At 61.8% G+C, this 21,852-nt stretch carries 18 protein-coding genes and 1 riboswitch; of the genes, 7 read left to right on the top strand and 11 right to left on the bottom strand.

Going from position 1 to position 21,852, the window contains the following annotated elements:
- Window positions 1-21 precede the first annotated feature (21 nt).
- The 3 genes from ABIE40_RS10420 to ABIE40_RS10430 are packed head-to-tail and all read right to left on the bottom strand — an operon-like array spanning window position 22 to window position 3,441.
- On the bottom strand, window positions 22-1,392 hold the full coding sequence (locus tag ABIE40_RS10420; protein WP_112716565.1) for an MlaD family protein: 1,371 nt from the start codon (window positions 1,390-1,392) through the stop codon (window positions 22-24).
- Window positions 1,393-1,401: 9 nt separating this feature from the next.
- The gene (locus tag ABIE40_RS10425; protein WP_502944782.1) at window positions 1,402-2,250 is read right to left on the bottom strand and encodes an ABC transporter ATP-binding protein; all 849 of its coding nucleotides are present in this window, start codon (window positions 2,248-2,250) and stop codon (window positions 1,402-1,404) included.
- A gap of 9 nt (window positions 2,251-2,259) precedes the next feature.
- Window positions 2,260-3,441, bottom strand: a complete 1,182-nt coding sequence (locus ABIE40_RS10430) for an ABC transporter permease (protein ID WP_199629524.1) — start codon at window positions 3,439-3,441, stop codon at window positions 2,260-2,262.
- 84 nt (window positions 3,442-3,525) lie between these two features.
- On the opposite strand from ABIE40_RS10430, the gene dgcA reads away from it, so the two are divergent.
- The gene (dgcA, locus tag ABIE40_RS10435) at window positions 3,526-4,509 is read left to right on the top strand and encodes an N-acetyl-D-Glu racemase DgcA (protein ID WP_199629523.1); all 984 of its coding nucleotides are present in this window, start codon (window positions 3,526-3,528) and stop codon (window positions 4,507-4,509) included.
- On the opposite strand, the gene ABIE40_RS10440 is transcribed toward dgcA, so the two are convergent.
- On the bottom strand, window positions 4,461-5,681 hold the full coding sequence (locus ABIE40_RS10440; RefSeq protein ID WP_199629522.1) for an MFS transporter: 1,221 nt from the start codon (window positions 5,679-5,681) through the stop codon (window positions 4,461-4,463). The two genes, dgcA and ABIE40_RS10440, sit on opposite strands and share 49 nt — an antisense overlap.
- Before the next feature lie 150 nt (window positions 5,682-5,831).
- Entirely contained in the window at window positions 5,832-6,635 is an 804-nt protein-coding gene (locus ABIE40_RS10445; RefSeq protein WP_112716573.1) for a UDP-2,3-diacylglucosamine diphosphatase, read from the bottom strand.
- 213 nt (window positions 6,636-6,848) lie between these two features.
- On the opposite strand from ABIE40_RS10445, the gene ABIE40_RS10450 reads away from it, so the two are divergent.
- Both ABIE40_RS10450 and ABIE40_RS10455 read left to right on the top strand, forming a co-directional pair.
- The gene (locus tag ABIE40_RS10450) at window positions 6,849-9,161 is read left to right on the top strand and encodes an NADP-dependent malic enzyme (RefSeq protein WP_199629521.1); all 2,313 of its coding nucleotides are present in this window, start codon (window positions 6,849-6,851) and stop codon (window positions 9,159-9,161) included.
- 126 nt (window positions 9,162-9,287) lie between these two features.
- The gene (locus ABIE40_RS10455) at window positions 9,288-10,385 is read left to right on the top strand and encodes a DUF2865 domain-containing protein (RefSeq protein ID WP_199629520.1); all 1,098 of its coding nucleotides are present in this window, start codon (window positions 9,288-9,290) and stop codon (window positions 10,383-10,385) included.
- 33 nt (window positions 10,386-10,418) lie between these two features.
- On the opposite strand, the gene bluB is transcribed toward ABIE40_RS10455, so the two are convergent.
- The 4 genes from bluB to ABIE40_RS10475 all read right to left on the bottom strand — a co-directional run bounded on the left by bluB (window position 10,419) and on the right by ABIE40_RS10475 (window position 14,687).
- Window positions 10,419-11,102, bottom strand: coding sequence for a 5,6-dimethylbenzimidazole synthase (bluB, locus tag ABIE40_RS10460; protein ID WP_199629519.1), 684 nt, complete (start codon window positions 11,100-11,102; stop codon window positions 10,419-10,421).
- A gap of 43 nt (window positions 11,103-11,145) precedes the next feature.
- A riboswitch (cobalamin riboswitch) is annotated at window positions 11,146-11,327 on the bottom strand.
- 18 nt (window positions 11,328-11,345) lie between these two features.
- Window positions 11,346-12,176 (bottom strand): TolB family protein, encoded by an 831-nt coding sequence (locus tag ABIE40_RS10465; protein WP_199629518.1) that lies wholly within the window; start codon window positions 12,174-12,176, stop codon window positions 11,346-11,348.
- 30 nt (window positions 12,177-12,206) lie between these two features.
- The gene (locus ABIE40_RS10470; RefSeq protein ID WP_199629517.1) at window positions 12,207-12,920 is read right to left on the bottom strand and encodes an NYN domain-containing protein; all 714 of its coding nucleotides are present in this window, start codon (window positions 12,918-12,920) and stop codon (window positions 12,207-12,209) included.
- Between the two features lie 84 nt (window positions 12,921-13,004).
- Window positions 13,005-14,687 (bottom strand): NAD+ synthase, encoded by a 1,683-nt coding sequence (locus tag ABIE40_RS10475; protein ID WP_199629516.1) that lies wholly within the window; start codon window positions 14,685-14,687, stop codon window positions 13,005-13,007.
- A gap of 242 nt (window positions 14,688-14,929) precedes the next feature.
- On the opposite strand from ABIE40_RS10475, the gene ABIE40_RS10480 reads away from it, so the two are divergent.
- Both ABIE40_RS10480 and ABIE40_RS10485 read left to right on the top strand, forming a co-directional pair.
- The gene (locus ABIE40_RS10480; RefSeq protein ID WP_502944783.1) at window positions 14,930-16,819 is read left to right on the top strand and encodes an LTA synthase family protein; all 1,890 of its coding nucleotides are present in this window, start codon (window positions 14,930-14,932) and stop codon (window positions 16,817-16,819) included.
- A gap of 79 nt (window positions 16,820-16,898) precedes the next feature.
- Complete coding sequence (locus tag ABIE40_RS10485) at window positions 16,899-17,432, top strand: DUF1003 domain-containing protein (protein ID WP_199629515.1); 534 nt, start codon at window positions 16,899-16,901, stop codon at window positions 17,430-17,432.
- Here ABIE40_RS10485 and ABIE40_RS10490 read toward each other — a convergent pair.
- Window positions 17,429-17,824 (bottom strand): GFA family protein, encoded by a 396-nt coding sequence (locus tag ABIE40_RS10490; protein WP_199629654.1) that lies wholly within the window; start codon window positions 17,822-17,824, stop codon window positions 17,429-17,431. The genes ABIE40_RS10485 and ABIE40_RS10490 overlap by 4 nt on opposite strands.
- Window positions 17,825-18,125: 301 nt before the next feature.
- On the opposite strand from ABIE40_RS10490, the gene ABIE40_RS10495 reads away from it, so the two are divergent.
- Together ABIE40_RS10495 and ABIE40_RS10500 are read left to right on the top strand one after the other, a co-directional pair.
- A complete protein-coding gene (locus ABIE40_RS10495) occupies window positions 18,126-18,548 on the top strand; it encodes a TadE/TadG family type IV pilus assembly protein (protein WP_112716595.1) in 423 nt (140 codons plus the stop codon).
- Window positions 18,549-20,276, top strand: coding sequence for a pilus assembly protein TadG-related protein (locus tag ABIE40_RS10500; RefSeq protein ID WP_199629514.1), 1,728 nt, complete (start codon window positions 18,549-18,551; stop codon window positions 20,274-20,276).
- A gap of 49 nt (window positions 20,277-20,325) precedes the next feature.
- On the opposite strand, the gene ABIE40_RS10505 is transcribed toward ABIE40_RS10500, so the two are convergent.
- Window positions 20,326-21,699: a class II 3-deoxy-7-phosphoheptulonate synthase gene (locus tag ABIE40_RS10505; RefSeq protein WP_199629513.1), complete on the bottom strand. Its 1,374-nt coding sequence runs from the start codon at window positions 21,697-21,699 to the stop codon at window positions 20,326-20,328.
- Between the last annotated feature and the right edge of the window lie 153 nt (window positions 21,700-21,852).

The following is a 21,852-nucleotide window of genomic DNA, read 5'->3' on the forward strand; positions in this document are numbered from 1 at the left end:
GCTTCCCCTGCTTTCCCCAGATCAACGGCGTGTCCGGCCGTCATATTGCTTCACCGTATCGCCACCGAAGATCAGGCGCTGCGGGTTCTTGTCGAAATTGCTGATCGCGTCGTTGAGGTTCTGCACCGTGCTGCGCGTATCGTTGACCAGCGACTGCACATCGCGCAGGCCGCCGCTCGAGAACTTCTGCAGATTGTCGGCGATCGGCCCGATGCGGGCATTCAGGTTGTCGGCGACCTTCTTGAAAGATTCCAGCGTGTCGCGCGCCTCGGCAAACAGCGACTGCGAATTGTCGGTGCCGAGCAGCGCATCGAGCTTGATCAGGATGCCGTCGACACGCGTCGAAGCCGAGTTCAGCTTGTTCGCCATCTGCGAGACGTCCTGGATCGTCTGGTTGATGTCCTTCTGATGCGACGACACCGTATTGGCAACGTCGCGGATCGAGGCGACGGCAACGCGCGCATCCTTGGTCGCCTGCGAGATGTCGTCGACCGTGCCCTTCAGCTTCTGCGGATCGATCTGCGCAATCAGCGTATCGACGCGATCGAGCGCCACCTGCGCCTTCTTGCCGACATCATTGAAGGTCGTCGCCGTCTGGTCGAACTTGTCGATCGCGCCCTTCAGGCCGCCGGAGGCGTCGGCAACGTCCTTGCTGACCTTTTCGGCATTGGCGAGGATCGTATCGATCTTCTTGGCATCGACGGCCTTGACCAGTGCCTCGACGGCGGCAAGCGTCGAATCCACCTTGCCGGAGACATTGCGGACGGTCTCGGAAAGCTGGCCGACACTCTGCAGGAAGCTGTCGATATTGCCGGAATTCTTGGCGAGCGCATCCGAGAAGGTCTCGGCATTCTGCAGCGTCTTGGTCAGCGGTCCGCGCGCATCCTGCACGAAGCCCTGCACCTGCCCGACCGCATCGTTGGCGCGATCGAGGATCTTGTCGGCGGTCGCCAAAAGGTTCGTCACGCTCGATTGGTCGGCGACGATGACGGCGCGCTTGCCGCTGTCGATCGACTTCTGCAAGATGTTCTCCTCGCCGACCTTGCCGCCCGACATTTCGATATAGGCAGCACCCGTCAGACCCTGGATTTCAAGGATCGCCTTAGTCGAGGGATAGATCGGCGCATCGACGCGCACTTCGGTAAAGGCCAGCGAATATTGCGGATCGTCGGCATCGATCGACAGCGACTTGACGGAACCGACCTGGATACCGTTGAAGCGCACAGGCGAACCGACGCTGAGGCCGTTTGCCGATCCCGGAATGCGCACGACAAGCTCGGCCATCGGGCCGCTGCGGCCGTATTCCGCCATCCAGTAGACGAAGCCGAACGCCGCTGCGATCACCAGAACGGTGAAAATGCCGACAATCGTGTAGTTCGCTTTGGTTTCCATCGTCTCCGGTCACTTCCCGCGGCTGTCGTGACTGCCCGCGCGCCCGGCGCCGGCAGTCTCTTCCTGCGGCACGATCGAGCGTGCGCGCTTGCCCTTGAAATAGGACTGAACCCACGGATCGTCGTAGGCCAGCATGTCGTCGATCGTCCCTTCCACCATTACCCGCTTCTTTCCGAGCACGGCAATACGGTCGCAGACGGAAAACAGGCTGTCGAGATCGTGGGTCACCATGTAGACGGTGAGGCCCAGCGTATCGCGCAGCCTGGCAATCAGTTCGTCGAATTCGGCAGCGCCGATCGGGTCGAGGCCCGATGTCGGCTCGTCCAGAAAGACGAGATCCGGGTCGAGCGCCAGAGCGCGGGCAAGTGCGGCGCGCTTGATCATGCCGCCCGAAAGCTCCGAGGGATATTTGTCGGCCGCATCGGCCGCGAGGCCGACGAGCTTGATCTTCAGATGTGCGAGCTCGTCCATCAGCGATTTCGGCAGATCCAGATATTCGCGCATCGGCACCTGGATGTTTTCCTTGACGGTCAGCGACGAAAACAGTGCACCCTGCTGGAAGAGAACGCCGAGGCGCATGTCGAGCGAGTTGCGCTCGCTCTCGTTCAGTTCGTCGAAATTCTGGCCGAGGATTTCGATGGTGCCCGACTGGCGCGGCAACAGGCGCAGGATCGTGCGCATCAGCACCGACTTGCCCGTACCGGAGGCACCTACGAAACCGAGGATCTCGCCGCGGTAGATATCGAGATTGAGATTGTCGAGCACGATCTTCGAGCCGAAGCCGACGGTGACGTCGCGCGCCGAAAGCACGATGTCCCGCTCCTTCTCACTGCCCGTTTCGTTTTCCTGACCGTTCACGCTCAAACCCTAGAAATTGATGGCCGCATAGAAGATGGCAAACATGCCGTCCATGAGGATGACAACGAAGATCGCCTTCACGACTGCGGCCGTCACGTGCTGGCCGAGCGATTCGGCACTACCGCCGACCTTAAGCCCTTCCACGGCCGCGACAATCCCGATGACGAGCGCCATGAACGGCGCCTTGATCATGCCGGCAAGCACGGTAGACAGCGTCACCGCCTCATGCAGGCGCGACAGGAAGGTCGCGAAGGTGATGCCGGAATAGGCCCAGGCAACGGTTGCGGCGCCCAGCAGCGAAGCGAAATTGGCAAGTACAGTCAGAAGCGGCAGCGCCACAGTCAGCGCCACCAGCCGCGGAAAGATCAGCACGCCGACCGGGTTCAGACCCATGACCTTCAGCGCGTCCACTTCCTCGCGCATCTTCATCGAGCCGATTTCGGCGGTGATGGCACTGCCCGAACGGCCGGCGATCATGATCGCGGTCAGCAGCACGCCGATTTCACGAAGCTGCAGAATGCCGACGAGGTCGACGACGAAGACTTCCGCGCCGAAATAGCGAAGCTGGAACGCGCCCTGCTGCGCGATGATCGCGCCAATCAGGAAGGACATCAGCAGGATGATCGGCGTCGCGCGGACGCCCATGTGATCAATCTGGTTGACGATAGACGCCGGCGATACACCGGAACCGCGGCCAAACTTCATCTGCGCACCGCGCACGGCGGAGCCCAGGATGTACATGGCGGCGGAGAAATTATCCCAGAGATCGAAGGTCATCTTGCCGACGGGCGCGAAGACGCGCTCCAGCAACGGCTTCTGCTTCGGCGTCTCGGTCTCCTGCTTCTCCGGCTTGCGGGAGAACTCCTCGATCATCTCGTCGATATGCTGATTGGTGCCCTCAAAATGCACCTGCCGCCCGGCCGCTTCCTCCTGCATCTTCAGGCGCACCAGCAGCCACACACCCGCCGTATCGATATCGGTGACATCGGAAAGGTCGAGCGTCAGGTCGCCGTCATTCTGCGGCAGCTTGTCGAAATCCTTGATGACGGTATGAATATTGGCGCTGCGCCAATTGCCTTCCAGACGGACCATCCGCCCGTTGCCATTGGCTTGGTCGTCCACGTGGAGTGAGGCGGCTTTGCTGGGCTCGGGCTTCAAAATGCTTGTGTCTTTCAGGGCTTGCGGCGACATTGCCGACTCGCGAAGCATCGCTCACGCCCGGCGGGTTAATATACCCAAGACCCACAGAATTTCCATGCTTGCAGGATTGCAAATATGCCACGGTCCCTCGAAATCCAAATGAATTCATTCCCGATCGCGGGCACCTTCACCATCTCGCGGGGCGCAAAAACCTCCGCCGAGGTGATCTCGGTGACATTGCGCGAAAATGGCGGGCAAGGATGGGGCGAATGCGTGCCCTACCGCCGCTACGGCGAGACGATGGAAAGCGTCCAGGCACAGATCGAAGCCGCCCGGCCGCTGATCGAATCAGGAATTTCTCGCGAAGACCTGCTCTCGGCGATGGCCCCAGGTGCCGCCCGCAACGCCGTGGATTGCGCGCTCTGGGATCTCGAATCGAAACTCTCTGGCACGGGCGTCGCTACCCGCATCGGCCTGACCGCACCGAAGCCCCTCACCACCGCCTACACGATCTCGCTTGGCGAGCCCGAGGTGATGGCGGCGCAGGCCGGCGAACATGCCGGGCGTGCGCTGCTGAAGGTCAAGGTCGGTACCGGCGATGACGAAAGCCGCATTCGTGCCGTGCGTGCAGCGGCCCCAAATGCGGCGATCATTCTCGACGCCAATGAAGGCTGGCCGGAAGCGGCACTCGAACATCACCTGAAAATCTCAGCCGAAATGAACATCGCCCTCGTCGAGCAGCCGCTGCCGGCAGGCAAGGACGAGATGCTGGCCGTCATCAATCGCCCGGTCATCGTCTGCGCCGACGAAAGTGTCCATCACACCGGCGACCTTGCCAGCCTCCGCGACCGCTACGACGCGATCAACATCAAGCTCGACAAGACCGGTGGCCCGACGGAGGCGCTGGCGATGAAGCGCGAGGCGCAGCGTCTCGGCTTCCAGATCATGCTCGGCTGCATGGTCGGCACCTCGCTGGCGATGGCACCCGCCGTTCTGCTGGCGCAGGATGCCGAGTTCGTCGATCTCGACGGCCCGCTCCTGCTCGCCAGAGACCGGGAACCCGGCCTGCGTTACGAAGCTTCCCTTGTCTTCCCGCCGGAAAGAGAGCTCTGGGGCTGAAGGCAATAGGCAACGAAGACCAGCGTCATCCCGATCGCGGCCACCAGCGCCATCACGTAGTAGCTGGCAAGACCGAGCCAGGCATAGAGATAGCCTGACGCCAGCGTCATCAGCCCCATGAACATGCCGTTATAGAAGAAATAGGCGCCCTGCGCCGAGGATTCCTGCGTTGCCTGCACCGAGGCAACGATACGCCGCTGCACGCCAGTATGGACGAAGGCATAGGTGCAGGAATGGAAGCACTGCAGGAAGAAAAAGCCTGCGAAACTCCAATGCATCGGAAACAGCACCCAGCGGCAGATGCACATGGCGCAGCCGATGCGGATCAGAGTCCAGGCATTGAAGCGGCGGTTCAGGTGCTTGGAGATGAAGAACACCATCACCTCGGAGGCAACGCCGGCACTCCAGAGAATGCCGACCTGCGTTCCCGAAAAGCCGAGCTGGTGCCAATAGATCGAGGCGAAGGCATAGAGCAGCGCGTGGCTGGACTGCTGGATCGCCACGCCCCAGAGCAGCACCAGAAGATGCGGCTGGCGGAGCGAACTCCCCGTCGCCTGCTGCAGATCGACGGGCACGTTGCGCCGCCGCGTCGGGCCGATGCGCGGACAATAGATCGCCATTGCCATCGTCGTCCCAAAGCCGAAGATCATCACGGGCAGCACCATGTTGCCGCCCCAGACACCGATCATCTCGCCGCCGATCATCGTCGAGACGATGAAGGCGATCGAGCCCCAGACGCGCATCGAGCCGTAATCCAGCCCCCAGCGCCTGACGCCCGAGATGACGATCGATTCGACGATCGGCACATAGGGCGCGAAGGTGGCGCCCTGGATGCTGTAGACGATCAGGACCGGCCAGAATGTCGTCGTCCAGTAGAGCGCAATCGCCGTCAGCAGCGACAGCCCGCCCGACCACAGGAGAACGTCGGCGCGCTCCTCCATCCGGTCGGCGTACATGGCAACGATGGGCGCCACGAGCACGCGCACCACCATCGGCACGGCAAGGATGACGCCGATCTCGTGATCGGTGAATTTGTGAACCGCAAGCCAGACGGGGAAGAACGGAAGAGCCACACCGTTGACGATCAGCGGGGCGCAATAAGACAGGGCGCTGAGCAGCCGGAAACGCGGCGGAGCCCCCTCATCGGCAGAGGCATTCTGGGCGGGAATCATGGTGGACCTGCAGGAAACTGTGCGTTGCCTAACACATCAACTTAGGGGCGACTATGGCGAGAAATAGCCCATTTGAAACGTTTTAAAAAATAAATAGGGCCGTTGCCCGGAGGCAACGGCTAAAGGTCTTGTAATATGGCGGGTTGAAAATCAGGCAGCCTGCGGAGCGCGCTCGGGCTGATGCGTCAGCTTCAGCGTGACGGGCTCGGTGCTGGCAATGGCATTCCAGGTGATCAGCTCGAAAGTACCGTCTTCATGCTCGGCAATCGCCGTGCAACTCTCGACCCAGTCGCCGGTATTGATGTAGCGCACGCCGTCCATCTCTTCGATGACGGCATGGTGGATATGGCCGCAGATGACGCCATCGGCGCCGCACTTGCGGGCCTCGTCGGCAACGACGCGCTGGAACTCGCCGATGAAGTTGACGGCGTGCTTGACCTGCAGCTTGGCCCAGGCCGAGAACGACCAGTAGGGCATGCCCATGCGGCGGCGGATGGCGGCGAGCACGATGTTGATGCGGATCGCCATGTCGTAGGCCCAATCGCCGAGATACGCGAGCAGGCGGGCATTACGCACGACGACGTCGAATTCGTCGCCGTGCAGCACCAGATATTTCTTGCCGTCGGCGCCCTCATGCATGATCCGCTCGGCAACTTCGATGCCGCCGAAATGCATGCCGGGGAAGTCGCGCAGGAATTCGTCGTGATTGCCGGGGATATAGACCACACGCGTGCCCTTGCGCGCCTGGCGCAGCAGCTTCTGGACAACGTCGTTGCATACCTGCGGCCAGTACCAGCTGCGCTTCAGCCGCCAGCCATCAACGATATCGCCGACGAGCACGATCGTATCGGCCTCGTGGTAACGCAGAAAATCAATCAGAAAATCGGCCTTGGCAGCCTTCGAACCAAGATGCACATCGGAAATGAAGAGCGTACGGAAGTGGCGCGTATCCATAATATCCTTCACAGGCTTCCTGCCCATGCCCCATCGTTCATCTGGCCTTCCAAAACCAGACTCGTGTTTCAGGAAGATGACAGCGCGGTTGTTTGACGCATGGCGCGGGCATAAGAGTTTTCCGCTTTTGAGCTCAAATTCTCACTGTCCAGCCACGCCGATTGTTGTATGGAGAAGTCTTCAAACGACATGACTGCGGCATTGGAGAAGGCAATGGATAATCAGGACAAATCCAAGACGGAGAAGAACCTGACAGGCGGAACTCTCGATGAACAGGCGCTGTTCTTCCACCGCTATCCCCGCCCCGGCAAGCTCGAAATCCAGGCAACCAAGCCGCTCGGCAACCAGCGCGACCTGGCGCTCGCCTATTCGCCGGGCGTCGCCGCCCCCTGCCTGGCAATCCGCGACGATCCGGAAACCGCTGCCGACTATACGTCGCGCGCCAATCTGGTCGCCGTCATCTCCAACGGCACCGCCGTTCTCGGCCTCGGCAATATCGGCCCGCTGGCGTCCAAGCCGGTCATGGAAGGCAAGGCCGTCCTCTTCAAGAAATTCGCCAATATCGACGTCTTCGATATCGAGGTCGATGCCTCGACCGTCGAGCAGATGGTCTCGACCGTCGCTTCGCTGGAGCCGACCTTCGGGGGTATCAACCTCGAAGACATCAAGGCGCCCGAATGTTTCGAGATCGAACAGCAGCTGCGCGAGAAGATGCGCATCCCGGTTTTCCATGACGACCAGCACGGCACCGCGATCATCGTCGCCGCCGCAATCCTGAACGGCCTGGAACTCGCGGGCAAGTCGATCAGCAACGTCAAGATCGTCACGTCAGGCGCAGGTGCGGCCGCTCTCGCCTGTCTCAACCTCCTGGTCGAGCTCGGCGCCAAGCGCGAAAACATCTGGGTCCACGACATCGAAGGCCTCGTCTACGAGGATCGCAACGTCTTGATGGACCAGTGGAAGGCCGTCTATGCGCAGAAGAGCGACACCCGCACGCTCGCCGAAAACATCGGCGGCGCCGATGTCTTCCTGGGTCTCTCCGCCGCCGGCGTCCTGAAGCCGGAACTGCTGGAGCAGATGGCAGAAAAGCCGCTGATCATGGCGCTCGCCAACCCGACGCCGGAGATCATGCCGGAACTCGCCCGCGCCGCCCGCCCGGATGCGATGATCTGCACCGGACGTTCGGACTTCCCGAACCAGGTCAACAACGTTCTCTGCTTCCCCTTCATCTTCCGCGGCGCGCTGGATTGCGGCGCCGAGGAGATCAACGAAGCGATGAAGATGGCAGCGGTGCGCGCCATCGCCGGTCTCGCCCGCGAAGAGCCGTCGGATGTCGCCGCCCGCGCCTATTCCGGTGAAACGCCGGTCTTCGGGCCGAACTACCTGATCCCGTCGCCCTTCGACCCGCGCCTCATCCTGCGCATTGCGCCGGCCGTCGCCAAGGCTGCGGCCGAAAGCGGCGTAGCGCGCCGTCCGATCACCGATTTCGACGCCTATCTCGACCAGCTGAACCGCTTCGTCTTCCGCTCCGGCTTCGTCATGAAGCCGATCTTCACGGCCGCCAAGGCTGCCGAGAAGAAGCGGGTCATCTTCTCCGAAGGTGAAGACGAGCGCGTGCTGCGCGCCGCCCAGGTGCTGATCGAAGAAGGCATTGCCGAACCGATCCTGATCGGCCGTCCGCAGGTCATCGAGACCCGTCTGCAGCGCTACGGGTTGCGTATCCGTCCGCTCGCCGATTTCGCCGTCATCAATCCGGAAGACGATCCGCGCTTCCGCGAATATGTCGATCTCTACCTGTCGCTGGTCGGCCGCCGCGGCGTCATCCCGGAAGCGGCGCGCACCATCGTGCGTACCAACACCACGGTCATCGGTGCGCTGGCGCTTCGCCGCGGCGAAGCCGACGCGCTGATTTGCGGCCTTGAGGGACGTTACGAGAAGCATCTGCGCGACGTTCGCCAGATCATCGGCAAGCGCAAGGATGTCCGTGATTTCTCGGCACTCAGCCTGCTGATCTCGCAGCGCGGCGCGACCTTCTTCACCGACACCTACGTGACGTTCAATCCGAGCGCCGAAGAAGTGGCGGAATCGGCGGTTCTCGCCGCCGAGGAAATCAAGCGCTTCGGCATCACGCCGCGCGCCGCCCTCGTCTCGCATTCCAACTTCGGCTCGCGCGAAAGCGAGAGCGCCACGAAGATGCGCGGCGCCCTGCAGCTGATCCGCGAGGCAGCGCCCGATCTCGAAGTCGATGGCGAAATGCATGGCGAAAGCGCGATTGCCGACGAGATCCGCAAGCGCGTCATGCCATCCACGACGCTGCACGGCGAAGCCAATCTCCTGGTCTTCCCGAACCTCGATGCGGCCAACATCACGCTCGGCGTCGTCAAGTCGATGACCGACGGCCTGCATGTCGGCCCGATCCTGCTCGGCACGGCGCTCCCGGCTCATATCCTGGCGCCTTCGGTCACCTCGCGCGGCGTCGTCAACATGGCGGCTCTCGCCGTCGTCGAAGCACAGCAGCCGGCGTGAATTTGCAGTCGATCGGAAAAATGCGTTAGAATTCCTTCGTTAGCTTGTTAACGGAAGGCAGCTAGACAGGATGGATGCGGCAAATGCCCTGCCGCTTCCGGTTTGACTATGCTGCGGGATGATACCGTGAAACGCCGAAGCCTGACCCTTGCCCTTTTCCTTGCGGCTGCCGCGCCAGCGGCAGCGCAGACGAACGCGATCTGCGAAGATCTGCGCGGCCGCCTTGCCGACCTGCCGCAGGTGATCGGCAACGGCCCGGAAATCCGCCAATATGCGAGCGCGATAGCCGAGCAGAACCTCGAGCTCCGCAAGCTGCGCAACGACCTGCGCAGCAACGGCTGCAGCGTCGACAGCATGGTCGTCATCGGCGGCGAGAATGCCGGCTACTGCAGCGACCTGCAGGAATCCGAAGCACGGATGATCGACAACATCCACTACCTCCAGGACCGCCGCAACCAGCTGCGCGAATCCGGCGGCAGCGATATCAACGAACGCCGCCAGCTGATGGCCGCCCTTGACGACAACGGCTGCAACGACGATCCCGGCTATCAACCGGACGAGCGCGCCTACGAGCCGGCGCCAAGCACTGAAGAACAGGCGATGCGCGGCGATACCTTCATCCCGCTCGGCAACGGCGAGGAAGGCAACACGCAATATGGCGTGCCGCGCGGCGAGATGATGTCGCATGTCAGCACCATGTGCGTGCGAACCTGCGACGGCGGCTTCTTCCCGATCAGCACCAACGCCACCTCGATCGATTTCAGCCGCGATGCCTCGACCTGCTCGAAAATGTGCCCCGGCATCGAGACCGAGCTCTTTTATCAGGACGTTTCGAACACCGACGCGGCCAATATGATCTCGGCCGCCACGGGCACCCGCTACAGCGCGATGCCGAACGCCTTCGCCTACAAGAACCGCGCTCCCGGCGAAAAGTCGTCCTGCAGCTGCAATCTGACCGCCTATTACGAGCAAATGCGAAAGAACCAGACCGTAAGCGAACCGCCGCCGAAGGGCTCGATCACGACGATCACCACCAAGCCTGCAGCCACGGCATCTCAAACGCCGGCTGCACCGCAGCCACAGATCCCGGACCGGCCCTATGAGCCGCAGAATAGCAAGGTCCGCCAGGTCGGCCCGCAATTCCTCGCAGGCGACCAGGGCAGCATCGATCTGAAGAACCCGGCAACATCAGGCCCGCAGCCGCAGCAGCAACAGCAGAACTAAGACCAGCCGGCATACGCTGAACGTCTGCCGTTCCTAGCGGCGGCCCCAGCCATCGCGGAAGACCAGCTCCTCGAGCGGCAGCCGCTGCCGCCAGCCTTTGACGGCGAGTTCCGGCTCCCGGTAGAGCTCGTCGACATAGCCGATGCAAAGCCAGGCAACGATCTCGATATGCGCGGGCACGCCGAGGATCTCCTTGAGCTCGCTTTCATGAAAGATGCTGACCCAGCCGACGCCGACGCCTTCGGCCCTCGCCGCAAGCCACAGGTTCTGCACGGCGCAGACGGTCGAATAGCTGTCCATCCGCGGATTATGCGTACGCCCCAGCACCACCTCGCCGCTGCGCGAGGGATCGCAGGTGATGCAGAGGCCGAGCGGTGCCTTGAGGATGCCTTCGAGCTTCAGCGACCGGTAGGTCGCCTGCCGCTCGCCATCGAACATCCCGGCCGCCTCATGGTTGGCGCGATCGAACGCCTCCCATACCCGCCGGCGCACGGCCGCATCATCGACGACGATAAAATTCCACGGCTGCATGAAGCCGACCGACGGCGCATGATGCGCGGCCGCAAGCAGCCGCATCAGCACATCCTCGGGTACCGGATCCGGCAAAAACTGGTCGCGCACGTCGCGCCTGGTCATGATCGCCCGGTAGACGGCATCGCGCTCGTCACCGGAAAAAGCGGATGCGCGCTGCAGCGCATCCCCGCTCAAGGGTCGCATCGTCAAATCCCCAACAACGCAACCGACCCGCCGTCCGCGCGGGATCAGTCTATGATGCCAGGCCGGTCTTCTGACTTGGCGTCATCCGCCCGCCGCAGCCTTCCCGGTGTCAACCAGTGGCACGATGCGGCAGGCGTCAGCCTTACAGCGTTGGGCACGTTCCGGTCTCACACCGGATTCCCGATTCTCCCGCCGCTGGCGGGCACCTGACGAAAACCCTCTTGCCCGTTTTACCGGCGCGCTTCAAGTGGCCGGGAAATAGCGCACATAGGCAAACTCATCACCATCCGGTGACCAGCAGGGAACATTGATCGTGCCCTGCCCGCCGAACAGTTCGAACAGCGTCGTCAGGTTGCCGCCATCCATGTCCATCAGCCGCAGCCTGACATGCAGGTCGCGCGGGTGATCGAAGACATCTGGATCGTAGGAGAGGATCAGCACCTTGTCGTTAGCAGGTGCTGGATGGGCAAACCAGTTGCCGTAATTGTCGTGGGTCACCTGCTCCAGCCCGGTACCGTCAGGATGGATGCGCCAGATCTGCATCAGCCCGGTGCGGCTGGAATTGAAATAGATCCACTGCCCGTCGAAGGAATAGTCCGGCCCGTCATTGCGCCCCTCCCCATGCGTCAGCCGCCGCTCGGCGCCGCCATCGACCGCTATCGTGTAGATGTCGAAGACGTCGTCGCGGATACCGCAATAGGCCAATTCCTTGCCGTCGGGCGACCAGCCGTGCCAGTAGGACGGAAGATTGGTGGTCACCTGCTTCGGCGCCCCACCTTCCGCCGAAAGCGTGTAGATGCAGGATTTGCCATATTCCGTCTTGTCCGAAATGACATAGTGCCGGCCATCGGGCGAAATGCCGTGATCGTTGTTGCAAGCAGCGGCAAAGCCGGTGTCGACCTGCCTCAGCCCACCCTCACCATCCGGTGACAAGCGATAGAGCAGCCCATCGCCGTTCAGCAGCAGATAGCGCCCGTCAGGCGAAAAGTTCGGTGCCTCGATCAGCTGCTCCGTCTGGAAAACCACCCGGCTCTTGGCCGTACGGATATTGTAGATCTCGACCGAACTGCGCATGCATGCCTCCCGCATTGTGCGGCGGTCCGGCTATCCGCCGTTCCGCTTCATTCTGATTTGCATGCGGTTTGTGCCATGCATCTGTGTCTCGATAAAGTCGCATCGCTTCAAAAGCGAACTGAGGTTCGGAGCGCCGAAATGCTGTGCCTTGAAGTCGGGATAGACCTGCCGCAGCAAGGTGCCGAGCTCAGCAATATCCAGCCAGCCTTCCTCCCTCAGCTTCGCCGTCTGCAGCGCCTGCGCGATATAGGGCCGGATGCTCGGTGATGGCTGCAGCGCCACGACCTTGGCCAGTGCCGGAAGGCTTGCCGGCGCCTCTGCGAGACGCAACTCGAAGAAATCATCGAACGACTCGCGCAGCAGCCTGGAAGCATTCGGCGCGCCAACCCCGATCGCCTGCTTGCCGCGCATCCTGATACGCGTCGCCAGATGGCCGACGTCGCGATCGCTGCTGGCGATGCAGAAAAGATCGATCGCCGAGGCGCCGAGATATTCCATCGCATCGACGGCAAGCAGGATGTCCGCACCATTCTTGCCCGACTGGGAGCTGACCGCCGTCTGCAGGCTGAGCGCATGCTTTCCGGCAGCCGCGACCCACGGCTGGGCAGCCTCCCGCGTGAAATCGCCATAGGCGCGCCGCTCGACAAGGCGCCCGTAGCCGGATGCGATGTCGATGATCTCGCCCGCCGAGCGCGCCGGCAGGTTTTCGGTATCGATGAAGACGGCGACTTTCGTATCACGCACGATCAGGACCTCCCGCATTTCTGACGATAGAAACGCGGGAAGATGCGGAAGTCAGCAGCTTTCGGTTGATCGGGTTAACGATCGCTAACTGCGATCCCTAAACCGGTTGGTAATCGGGTAGCGGCGATCACGGCCGAAATTCTTCTTGGTGATCTTCACGCCCGGCGCCGACTGGCGGCGCTTGTATTCGGCGAGATAGAGCAGATGCTCGACGCGGTGGACGGTTGCGACGTCATGACCGCGGGCGACAATCTCGTCGACGCCCATCTCCTTCTCGACGAGGCATTCGAGAATGTCGTCGAGAACAGGATAAGGCGGCAGCGAATCCTGGTCCTTCTGGTCCGGGCGAAGCTCGGCGGACGGCGCCTTGTCGATGATGTTCTGCGGAATGACGACACCCGACGGACCAAGCGCATCCGGCGGCACATGTTCGTTGCGCCAGCGCGAGATCGCATAGACCTGCATCTTGTAAAGGTCCTTGATCGGATTGAAGCCACCGTTCATGTCGCCATAGAGGGTTGCGTATCCGACCGACATTTCCGACTTGTTGCCCGTCGTCACCACCATCGAGCCGAACTTATTGGAGATCGCCATCAGGATCACGCCGCGGGCGCGGCTTTGCAGGTTCTCCTCGGTGATGCCGCTATCTGTGCCCTCGAAGAGATCCGAAAGCGCCGAGGTGAAGCCCTTCACCGGCTCCTCGATGGGCACGATATCGTAGCGGCAGCCGAGCGCCCTGGCGCAATCGGCGGCGTCCTTCAGCGAATCCTCCGACGTGTAGCGATAGGGCAGCATGATGGTGCGCACCCGCTCCTCGCCCAGCGCATCGACGGCAATCGCCGCGCAGATCGCCGAGTCAATACCGCCCGAAAGGCCGAGCACCACATTCTTGAAGCCGTTCTTGTTGACGTAGTCGCGGAAGCCGAGGAGGCAGGCGCGGTAATCGGCCTCTTCCTTCTCGGGAACATGCGACATCGGCCCTTCGCTGCAGCGCCAGCCGTTCTCGCCGCGCTTCCAGGTCGTCACCGCCAGCGCCGGCTCGAACTGGCTCATCTGGAAGGCCAGCGACTTGTCGCCGTTGAAGGCGAAGCTCGCGCCATCGAAGACCAGTTCGTCCTGGCCGCCGAGCTGGTTTGCGAAGATCAGCGGCAGGCCGGTCTCGATGACCTGGCGCAGCGCCACCTGATGGCGCACGTCAACCTTGCCCCGATAATAGGGAGAGCCGTTCGGCACCAGCAGGATTTCAGCGCCGCTTTCGGCCAGCGTCTCGCAGACGCCGAGATCGTTCCAGATCTCCTCGCAGATCGGCACGCCGATCCTGACGCCACGGAAATTCACCGGCCCCGGCATCGAGCCTTCGTCGAAGACGCGCTTCTCGTCGAACTCGCCGTAATTCGGCAGGTCGATCTTGTCGCGTAGCACCAGGATCTTGCCGCCATCGATGACCGCAACCGAATTGTGCCGCCCGGTTTCGCCCTGGCGGGGGAAGCCGACGATGACGCCCGGGCCGCCATCGGCCGTATCGGCAGCGAGATCGTCGACCGCCTTCTGGCAGGCTTTCAGGAATGCCGGTTTCAGCACCAGGTCTTCTGGCGGATAGCCCGAAATGAAGAGCTCCGTCAAAAGCAGAAGGTCTGCGCCCTGGCGTGCCGCATCGGCGCGTGCCTCGCGGGCTTTTGCAAGATTTCCTGCAACATCGCCTACGGTGGGGTTCAGCTGCGCGACGGCGATACGGAGCGTGTTCAAGGGAGCGTTTTCCTGTGTCATGTCATTTATTTAGCGCGCGCGTCCTCGCCCCGCAACGTGCTCCGCCATGAAAACCGGCAGTGTCTGATACGCGGAAAATTCAAATCCCAGGGAAAAGCAAGGAAACATTAATGGTTCATCTAGCGTTCATGGCGGGCATGTGACAGTTCGATGAAGTTTTTATGACGCCGCGAAACCGGCGGGAATGACATTGGAGTACGCCCTTGATCGCATCGGTCATGAAGTCCGCGCAGGCCAGAAGAATGGCGCTGCTTTCCACTGGTCTCGGCTCCAATGTCCGCTCTCCGGCTGCCCGCGGTGTCCTCAGCGTCGCGCTGACCTTGTCGATCGCGCTGCTCAGCGTCATCGCCGTCGAATGGATCGCCCGCAGCACGCTTGCCGATGTCGGCGATTTCCTGACCTCGACGGCCCGCCCGGGCATGACCACCGTGGCAATGCTGACCATCCTGATGCTGACGTTGGACGCCGCCTTCGGGCGCCGCCACCAGTCGGCGCTGATCGTCGTGCCTCTGGTGCTGATCCCGGCTTTCGTCTCGAACCAGAAGCAGCACTATCTCTCCGACCCGTTCTATCCGTCGGATGTCTTGTTTGCCCGCCAGATCATGGAGCTTCTGCCAGTGATGGTCCGCGACCGGCCCTTCACCGCGGTCGCCCTCGTCATCGGCATCGCCCTTCTCGCCGCCGGTATCGTCTTCGGCTGGCGCTATGCCTGGCGCACCTTCCCGAAGCTCTCGGGTCAGGCGCGCCTGCGGCGCCTCTGCCTCGGCCTGCCCGTTATCGCCGCCTTCGGCTCGCTGATGGATTATTCGCAATATTCCTACATTCGCGACCGCCTGCAGGTCGTGCCGATGATGTGGGACCAGAAGGAAAACTACCGTAGCAACGGTTTCATCCTGGCCTTCATCTTCAATGTGCCGATGGCCGATGTCGCGGCTCCGGCCGGGCTGAATACCGAAGCGCTGGATGCGATCCCCGCTCGCAATTACGGCTATCTCGCCGGCCCGCGCGAAAAGCCCGATGTCATCATGCTGATGAGCGAATCCTTCTGGGATCCGACGCGGCTGAAGAACCTGAATTTCAGCGCCGACCCGATGCCGACGATCCGTGCGGCGCAATCCGGCTATGTCTTCTCGCCGGAATTCGGCGGCATGACAGCGAATGTCGAGTTCGAGGCGCTGACCGGCTTCTCGAATGCTTTCCTGCCCTATGGCAGCATTCCCTATCAGCAGTATATCCGCCGCGACATTCCCTCGCTCGCCACCTTCTTCCGCGGCGAAGGCTATGCGGCGCGCGCGCTGCATCCCTTCAGCGGCTGGTTCTGGAACCGCAACGAGGTCTACAAGGATTTCGGCTTCGAGGAATTCCGCACCGAGGAAACCCTTCCGCCGATGGAAAAGCGCGGCATCTTCGCCTCCGATGACTCGCTGATGAAGGAGATCATGCGCGAGGGCGACGGCCTCGACAAACCCTTCTTCTTCTTCGCTGTCACCCTGCAGGGACATGGCCCCTACGAGGCCAATCGCTACGCGCACAACTCGATCGACATCCAGGGTAACATCCCGGAAGCCGACCGCGCCACGCTCGCCACCTATACGCAGGGCGTCAAGGAAGCCGACGACAGCCTGAAGATGCTGATGGACTGGGCTTCGCACCGCGACCGCGAGACGATTATCGTGCTCTGGGGCGACCACCTGCCGCCGCTCGGGAATGTCTACATGAGCGCCGGCTACATGCCGGACCAGGTGGCCACCCGCAAGGCGCCGCTCGACGTCATGAAGCAACAGCACGAGACGCCGCTGGTCATCTGGTCGAGCAAGAAGGGCGTGAAGCAGGATGTCGGGACGATCAGCCCGTCGCTGATCTCCTATAACCTGCTTAAATTCGCTGGCTTCGAGCATCCCTATTACACGGGCTTCCTCGGCCGCGTTCAGAAGAAATACGACATTATCGATCGCTACCAGCTGGCGACGCGCAAGAACGAAGTCACGCCGGATTGGGTTCTCGACCCCAAGAAGCTCGACCCGCTGGTGCGCGACTATCGCTATCTCCAGCATGACGTGATGTTCGGCAAGGCGCAGACGCTCGACCGCTTCTTCCCGCAGCACGTGATGGTCAACGAAGCCAGCTACTGAGCCTAAGACTTTAATTTGCATTGCATTCCGCCGGTCGGCGGGAATACTGGCTCCGACGCGTAACGCTTCGGAGCCAGGCATGTATAATCTTCCCAATTTCATCCACACGCATTTCGGCAAGAGCGCCGACGAACTCGGCGATATCGAGAAGCGCGTCCTCGCGAAGGCTCACGAGCGCAGGATCATCTCGACCGACGTCAACGCTGCACTCTCGGCGGAATCCTCCTTCGGCCAGCGGGTTGCCGACGGCATTGCGCGCGTCGGCGGCACCTGGTCCTTCATCATCGCCTTCCTCGCCTTCCTGGCCATCTGGACGGTGGTCAACACCATCATCCTCGCCACCGGCGCCTTCGACCCCTACCCCTTTGTCTTCCTGAACCTGATCCTGTCGATGTTGGCCGCCATCCAGGCGCCGATCATCATGATGTCGCAGAACCGCCAGGCCGAGCGCGACCGCTTCGAGGCCGCCAAGGACTATGAGGTCAATCTGAAATCGGAGCTCGAGGTCCTGTCGCTGCACCAGAAGATCGATATGCGGGTGCTGACCGAACTGACGGCGCTTCGCGAGGATGTCGCCCGCCTCAGCGCCGCCCTGGAAGCCAAGAAGATCTAGCCAGCGCCCGGATATTGCGGCAGTCCGTCGTTGATCTCGTAGAAATCACCCTTCTCGGCGCAATAGATGTGATAGCCGATGGCAAGATCGCTCGGCTTGTCGAAGGCACCGGCGAGGATCGACACCACATCGGAGCCGATCCGCTGCCAGAACAGCGCGGAGCCGCAGTTGCGGCAGAAGCCGCGCTCTGCCGCCTCGCTCGACTGATACCAGTGCAGGGTTTCGCGGCCGTCGATCACCAGCCCGTCCAGCGGCACATCGGCTGAGGCGAAATAGAGGCCAGTCTGGCGCCGGCACTGCGAGCAATGGCAGGCGACCACCGGCCCGGGCTTGTTCCTGCTCCGAAACCGGACGGCACCGCAGGCGCAGCCTCCCGTATATTCCCTGTCCATCATCCGATCCTCCGCCGTCATCTGCAGAGGAAATTGGCTGCAGCCGCGCGTCCGGTCAAATCCAATCTCTTGATGGAAAAGGTCAGCATTATTGATGACTTGCGCCCGCCCCACGCCGGGACAGCGTCGCGCACAAACCAGCAAAAGTTGCAGATAAAAACTGACCGCCGGCCGCGCGTTTCCCGAAATGGGGCAGGCTCGCAAAGCCAAAACACACGCATCACGTTCATTAGCTAATCTAAAATTAAGAGATGCGGCCTTATATAAGACGAAGCTCAACCGAGCTGACATGAGGTCCAACATGATCGTGTTCAACCGTTTCCGGTCGAATGAAAGAGGCGCCGCCGCCATCGAATTTGCGATTGTCGCGCCCATCTTCCTCCTCGTCATCCTGACGCTCATCGCCTACGCCATCTATTTGACCGCCGCCCATTCCGTTCAGCAGATCACCGCAGACGCGGCCCGCACCGCTGTCGCGGGCCTGTCGGCGAAGGAACGCGAAACGCTGGTCGATAATTTCATCACCTCGTCGACCCTCAATCATCCCTTGCTCCAGAAAGACAAGATCCACATCACCGTCACCACCGATCCCAGCAACGTCAACCAGTTCACGGTGACGACGGAATATGATGCCAACAACCTACCGATCTGGAATCTTTACACTTTTCCTCTCCCTGAACATATGATCCGGCGTTTCGCGACCATCCGGATGGGAGGCATCTGAATGCCGTTCAATGCCCTGCGCTTTTGCCGCGACACCCGCGGCAACATCGCCATCAGCGCTGCCATCTGCGCGCCCCTGATCGTCTACTCCCTCGGCATGGGCATCGACTACGGCATGCTGACGCTGCAGCAGCGCCGCCTGCAGCAGTTGAGCGATATCGGCGCCATTGCCGCGGCCTCCGATATCAACCATGCGCCGGAACAGCTTCTCGCCAATTTCAAGCACAACGGCATCGACGCCGCCGTCACGATCGAGAACGGCTACCTGACCGGCAAAGGAACGCTTCCGAAGGGCGCCGACCTGTCACAATTCCAGGCTGTCGTCAGCTATGCGCCCGGCGCTTACCTCGCCGATATCGCCATTGCACCCGATCAGCGCTTCGTCGCCGGCAAGCAGCCATACGATGCCGTCAAAGTTGCAGTGTCGCAGAAGGGCGAACTCGCCTTCGCCAATATCTTCGCCAGCGCCCCGACCCTCAGCGCCGCCGGCACCGCATCGGCGGCCAAGGTCGCTGCCTTTTCCGTCGGCTCGCGCCTTGCCAGCATCAACGACGGCGTTCTCAATGCGCTGCTCGGCGCCCTGCTCGGTACGAACATCAGCCTGAAGGCCGTCGACTACGAGAGCCTCGCATCGACAGATATCAACCTGCTCGCCTTCCTCGATCTGCTGGCGACCAACATCAATGCCAGCGCCGCCACCTATGACGAGCTCTTGGCCACCGACATCTCCTATCCGCGCCTGCTGAACACGCTCGGCAAGACGCCGGGCCTGCCTGCTACTGTCGACAAGACGCTGAGCTCGCTGGAAAAGACACTCGGCACGTCGCAGATCAAGGTGAAGCTCGAGGATATCCTCAATCTCGGCAGCACCGGCGAACGGGCAATCGGCAGCGGATCGAACCTGCAGGTCGATGCAACAGTCATGGAGCTCCTCTCCGCAACGGCGCTCGCGGCCAATCAGAAAAAGCAGGTCGCCGCCAACGTCAACAGCGCCATTCCCGGCCTGCTGAATGTCAAGCTGACGCTTGCGGTCGGCGAAAGGCCCGTCGGCTATGCAGCAAATGCGGTGGGCACATCGGGATCGGCGGTGCGCACCCCGCAGATCCGCCTGGCGATCGAAACCAGCGTCCCCGGTATCGGCATCATCGGCGGCATGAAACTGCGCGTCCCGCTCTATGTCGAGGTCGCCTATGCGGAAGCCAGGCTCTCCAGCATCTCGTGTCTCGGCGGCGGGGCGAAGAACGTCAATGTCGGCGTCGAGGCGGTGCCGGGCGTTGCCGAGATCGCCCTTGGCGACGTCGATACCAGCGCCTTCGCCAATTTCGGCAGCAAGCCGCGCGTCAACAAGGCAACGCTTCTCGATGTCCTCGGTCTCCTGAAGGCGAGCGCCATCGCCGACGTTAACGTCACCAATCTCGACAAGAGCAAACTGACCTTCCAGCCCTCCGATATCGCCGCCAAGGCGATCAAGAACATCTCGACCAAGGATACGCTGACTTCGACGGTCCAGAGCCTGCTCGGCGATACTGAAGTCGACGTCCAGCTGCTGACCCTGACGCTCGGCACGCCGAAGGCGGTGACAGCGGCGGTATCGCAGACGCTGACCGGGCTGACCAAGCCCTTAGATGAGCTGCTCTACAACACGCTGTCGATGCTCGGCATCAAGATCGGCGAAGCCGACATTCGCGTCACCGACGCCCGCTGCCAGCAATCGGTGCTGGTGCAATAAAAAAGCCCGGCGCGAAGCCGGGCTTTTCGTCATTCACGATATCAGCAGATCAGGCGCTGGCTGCCATGCGCTTCTCGTCGCGGCCGCCCTTCATGCGCTCTGCCAGCAGGAATGCCAGCTCGAGAGCCTGGTCGGCATTGAGACGCGGGTCGCAATGCGTGTGGTAGCGGTCGGACAGCGAATCTGCCGTCACGGCGCGGGCGCCGCCGGTGCATTCGGTGACGTCCTTGCCGGTCATCTCGATATGGATGCCACCCGGATGCGTGCCTTCGGCGCGGTGGATCTGGAAGAAGCTTTCGACTTCCGACAGGATCCGCTCGAACGGACGCGTCTTGTAGTGGTTGAGCGTGATCGTGTTGCCATGCATCGGGTCGCAGGACCAGACGACCTTGCGGCCTTCCTTCTCGACGGCGCGGATCAGCTTCGGCAGGTTGTCGGCAACCTTGTCGTGGCCGAAACGGCAGATCAGCGTCAGACGGCCGGCTTCGTTGGCCGGGTTCAGCGCATCGATGAGCTCGATCAGGTTGTCAGGCGTCAGCGACGGGCCGCACTTCAGACCGATCGGGTTCTTGATGCCGCGGAAATACTCGACATGCGCATGGTCGAGCTGACGCGTACGGTCGCCGATCCAGATCATGTGGCCGGAGGTCGCGTACCAGTCGCCGGAGGTGGAGTCGACGCGGGTCAGCGCTTCTTCATAGCCAAGCAGCAGCGCTTCGTGGCTGGTGAAGAAATCCGTTTCGCGCAGGCTCGGCTGGTTTTCCGCCGTGATACCGATGGCCTTCATGAAGTCCATGGTTTCGGAAATGCGGTCGGCGAGCTTGCGGTAGCGGTCTGCCTGCGGGCTATCCTTGATGAAGCCGAGCATCCACTGGTGAACGTTTTCGAGATTGGCGTAACCGCCCATCGCGAAGGCGCGCAGCAGGTTCAGCGTCGCCGCCGACTGGCGGTAGGCGTCGAGCTGGCGTTCCGGGTTCGGAATGCGGGCTTCCTCGGTGAATTCGATGCCGTTGATGACGTCACCGCGGTAGCTCGGCAGCGACACGCCGTTCATCGTTTCGATGTTCGACGAACGCGGCTTGGCGAACTGACCGGCGATACGGCCGACCTTAACGACAGGCAGCTGCGCGCCATAGGTCAGCACGACGGCCATCTGCAGGAAGGCGCGGAAGAAGTCGCGGATGTTGTCGGCGCCGTGTTCGGCGAAGCTCTCGGCGCAATCGCCGCCCTGCAGCAGGAACGCATCGCCATTGGCAACGCTTGCGAGCTGCTTCTTGAGGCGGCGGGCCTCACCGGCAAAAACCAGCGGCGGATAGGTGGCAAGCTGGGCTTCCGTTGCCGCCAACGCGGCTGCGTCCGGATATTCCGGAACCTGCTGGATCGGTCTTTGCCGCCAACTGCTCGGGGTCCAAGTCTGTGCCATCTTACTCACCTTTATTGCGCCGGACACCATCCGGCATCTTTGTCCCTAGAGAATAACGGCGGCTTATAAACCTTTAGGTCCGACTTGCCTAGCGGCGTTTCAGACAGTTTCAGGCGCAAAGAACGACGTTTTGCAGCATATAAAGGAATGCCG

The sequence above is a fragment of the Rhizobium sp. OAE497 genome, assembly GCF_040546565.1.
In the GTDB taxonomy this organism is placed as follows: domain Bacteria; phylum Pseudomonadota; class Alphaproteobacteria; order Rhizobiales; family Rhizobiaceae; genus Rhizobium.

Excerpts from the sequence above, each read along its gene's own strand:
- dgcA (WP_199629523.1), top strand. The coding sequence starts at position 3,526 with ATGCCACGGTCCCTCGAAATCCAAATGAATTCATTCCCGATCGCGGGC.
- ABIE40_RS10440 (WP_199629522.1), bottom strand. The coding sequence starts at position 5,681 with ATGATTCCCGCCCAGAATGCCTCTGCCGATGAGGGGGCTCCGCCGCGT.
- ABIE40_RS10480 (WP_502944783.1), top strand. The coding sequence starts at position 14,930 with ATGGCGCTGCTTTCCACTGGTCTCGGCTCCAATGTCCGCTCTCCGGCT.
- bluB (WP_199629519.1), bottom strand. The coding sequence starts at position 11,102 with ATGCGACCCTTGAGCGGGGATGCGCTGCAGCGCGCATCCGCTTTTTCC.
- ABIE40_RS10430 (WP_199629524.1), bottom strand. The coding sequence starts at position 3,441 with ATGTCGCCGCAAGCCCTGAAAGACACAAGCATTTTGAAGCCCGAGCCC.
- ABIE40_RS10445 (WP_112716573.1), bottom strand. The coding sequence starts at position 6,635 with ATGGATACGCGCCACTTCCGTACGCTCTTCATTTCCGATGTGCATCTT.
- ABIE40_RS10465 (WP_199629518.1), bottom strand. The coding sequence starts at position 12,176 with ATGCGCAGTTCGGTCGAGATCTACAATATCCGTACGGCCAAGAGCCGG.
- ABIE40_RS10475 (WP_199629516.1), bottom strand. The coding sequence starts at position 14,687 with ATGACACAGGAAAACGCTCCCTTGAACACGCTCCGTATCGCCGTCGCG.
- ABIE40_RS10420 (WP_112716565.1), bottom strand. The coding sequence starts at position 1,392 with ATGGAAACCAAAGCGAACTACACGATTGTCGGCATTTTCACCGTTCTG.
- ABIE40_RS10490 (WP_199629654.1), bottom strand. The coding sequence starts at position 17,824 with ATGGACAGGGAATATACGGGAGGCTGCGCCTGCGGTGCCGTCCGGTTT.
- ABIE40_RS10450 (WP_199629521.1), top strand. The coding sequence starts at position 6,849 with ATGGATAATCAGGACAAATCCAAGACGGAGAAGAACCTGACAGGCGGA.
- ABIE40_RS10500 (WP_199629514.1), top strand. The coding sequence starts at position 18,549 with ATGCCGTTCAATGCCCTGCGCTTTTGCCGCGACACCCGCGGCAACATC.
- ABIE40_RS10485 (WP_199629515.1), top strand. The coding sequence starts at position 16,899 with ATGTATAATCTTCCCAATTTCATCCACACGCATTTCGGCAAGAGCGCC.
- ABIE40_RS10495 (WP_112716595.1), top strand. The coding sequence starts at position 18,126 with ATGATCGTGTTCAACCGTTTCCGGTCGAATGAAAGAGGCGCCGCCGCC.
- ABIE40_RS10505 (WP_199629513.1), bottom strand. The coding sequence starts at position 21,699 with ATGGCACAGACTTGGACCCCGAGCAGTTGGCGGCAAAGACCGATCCAG.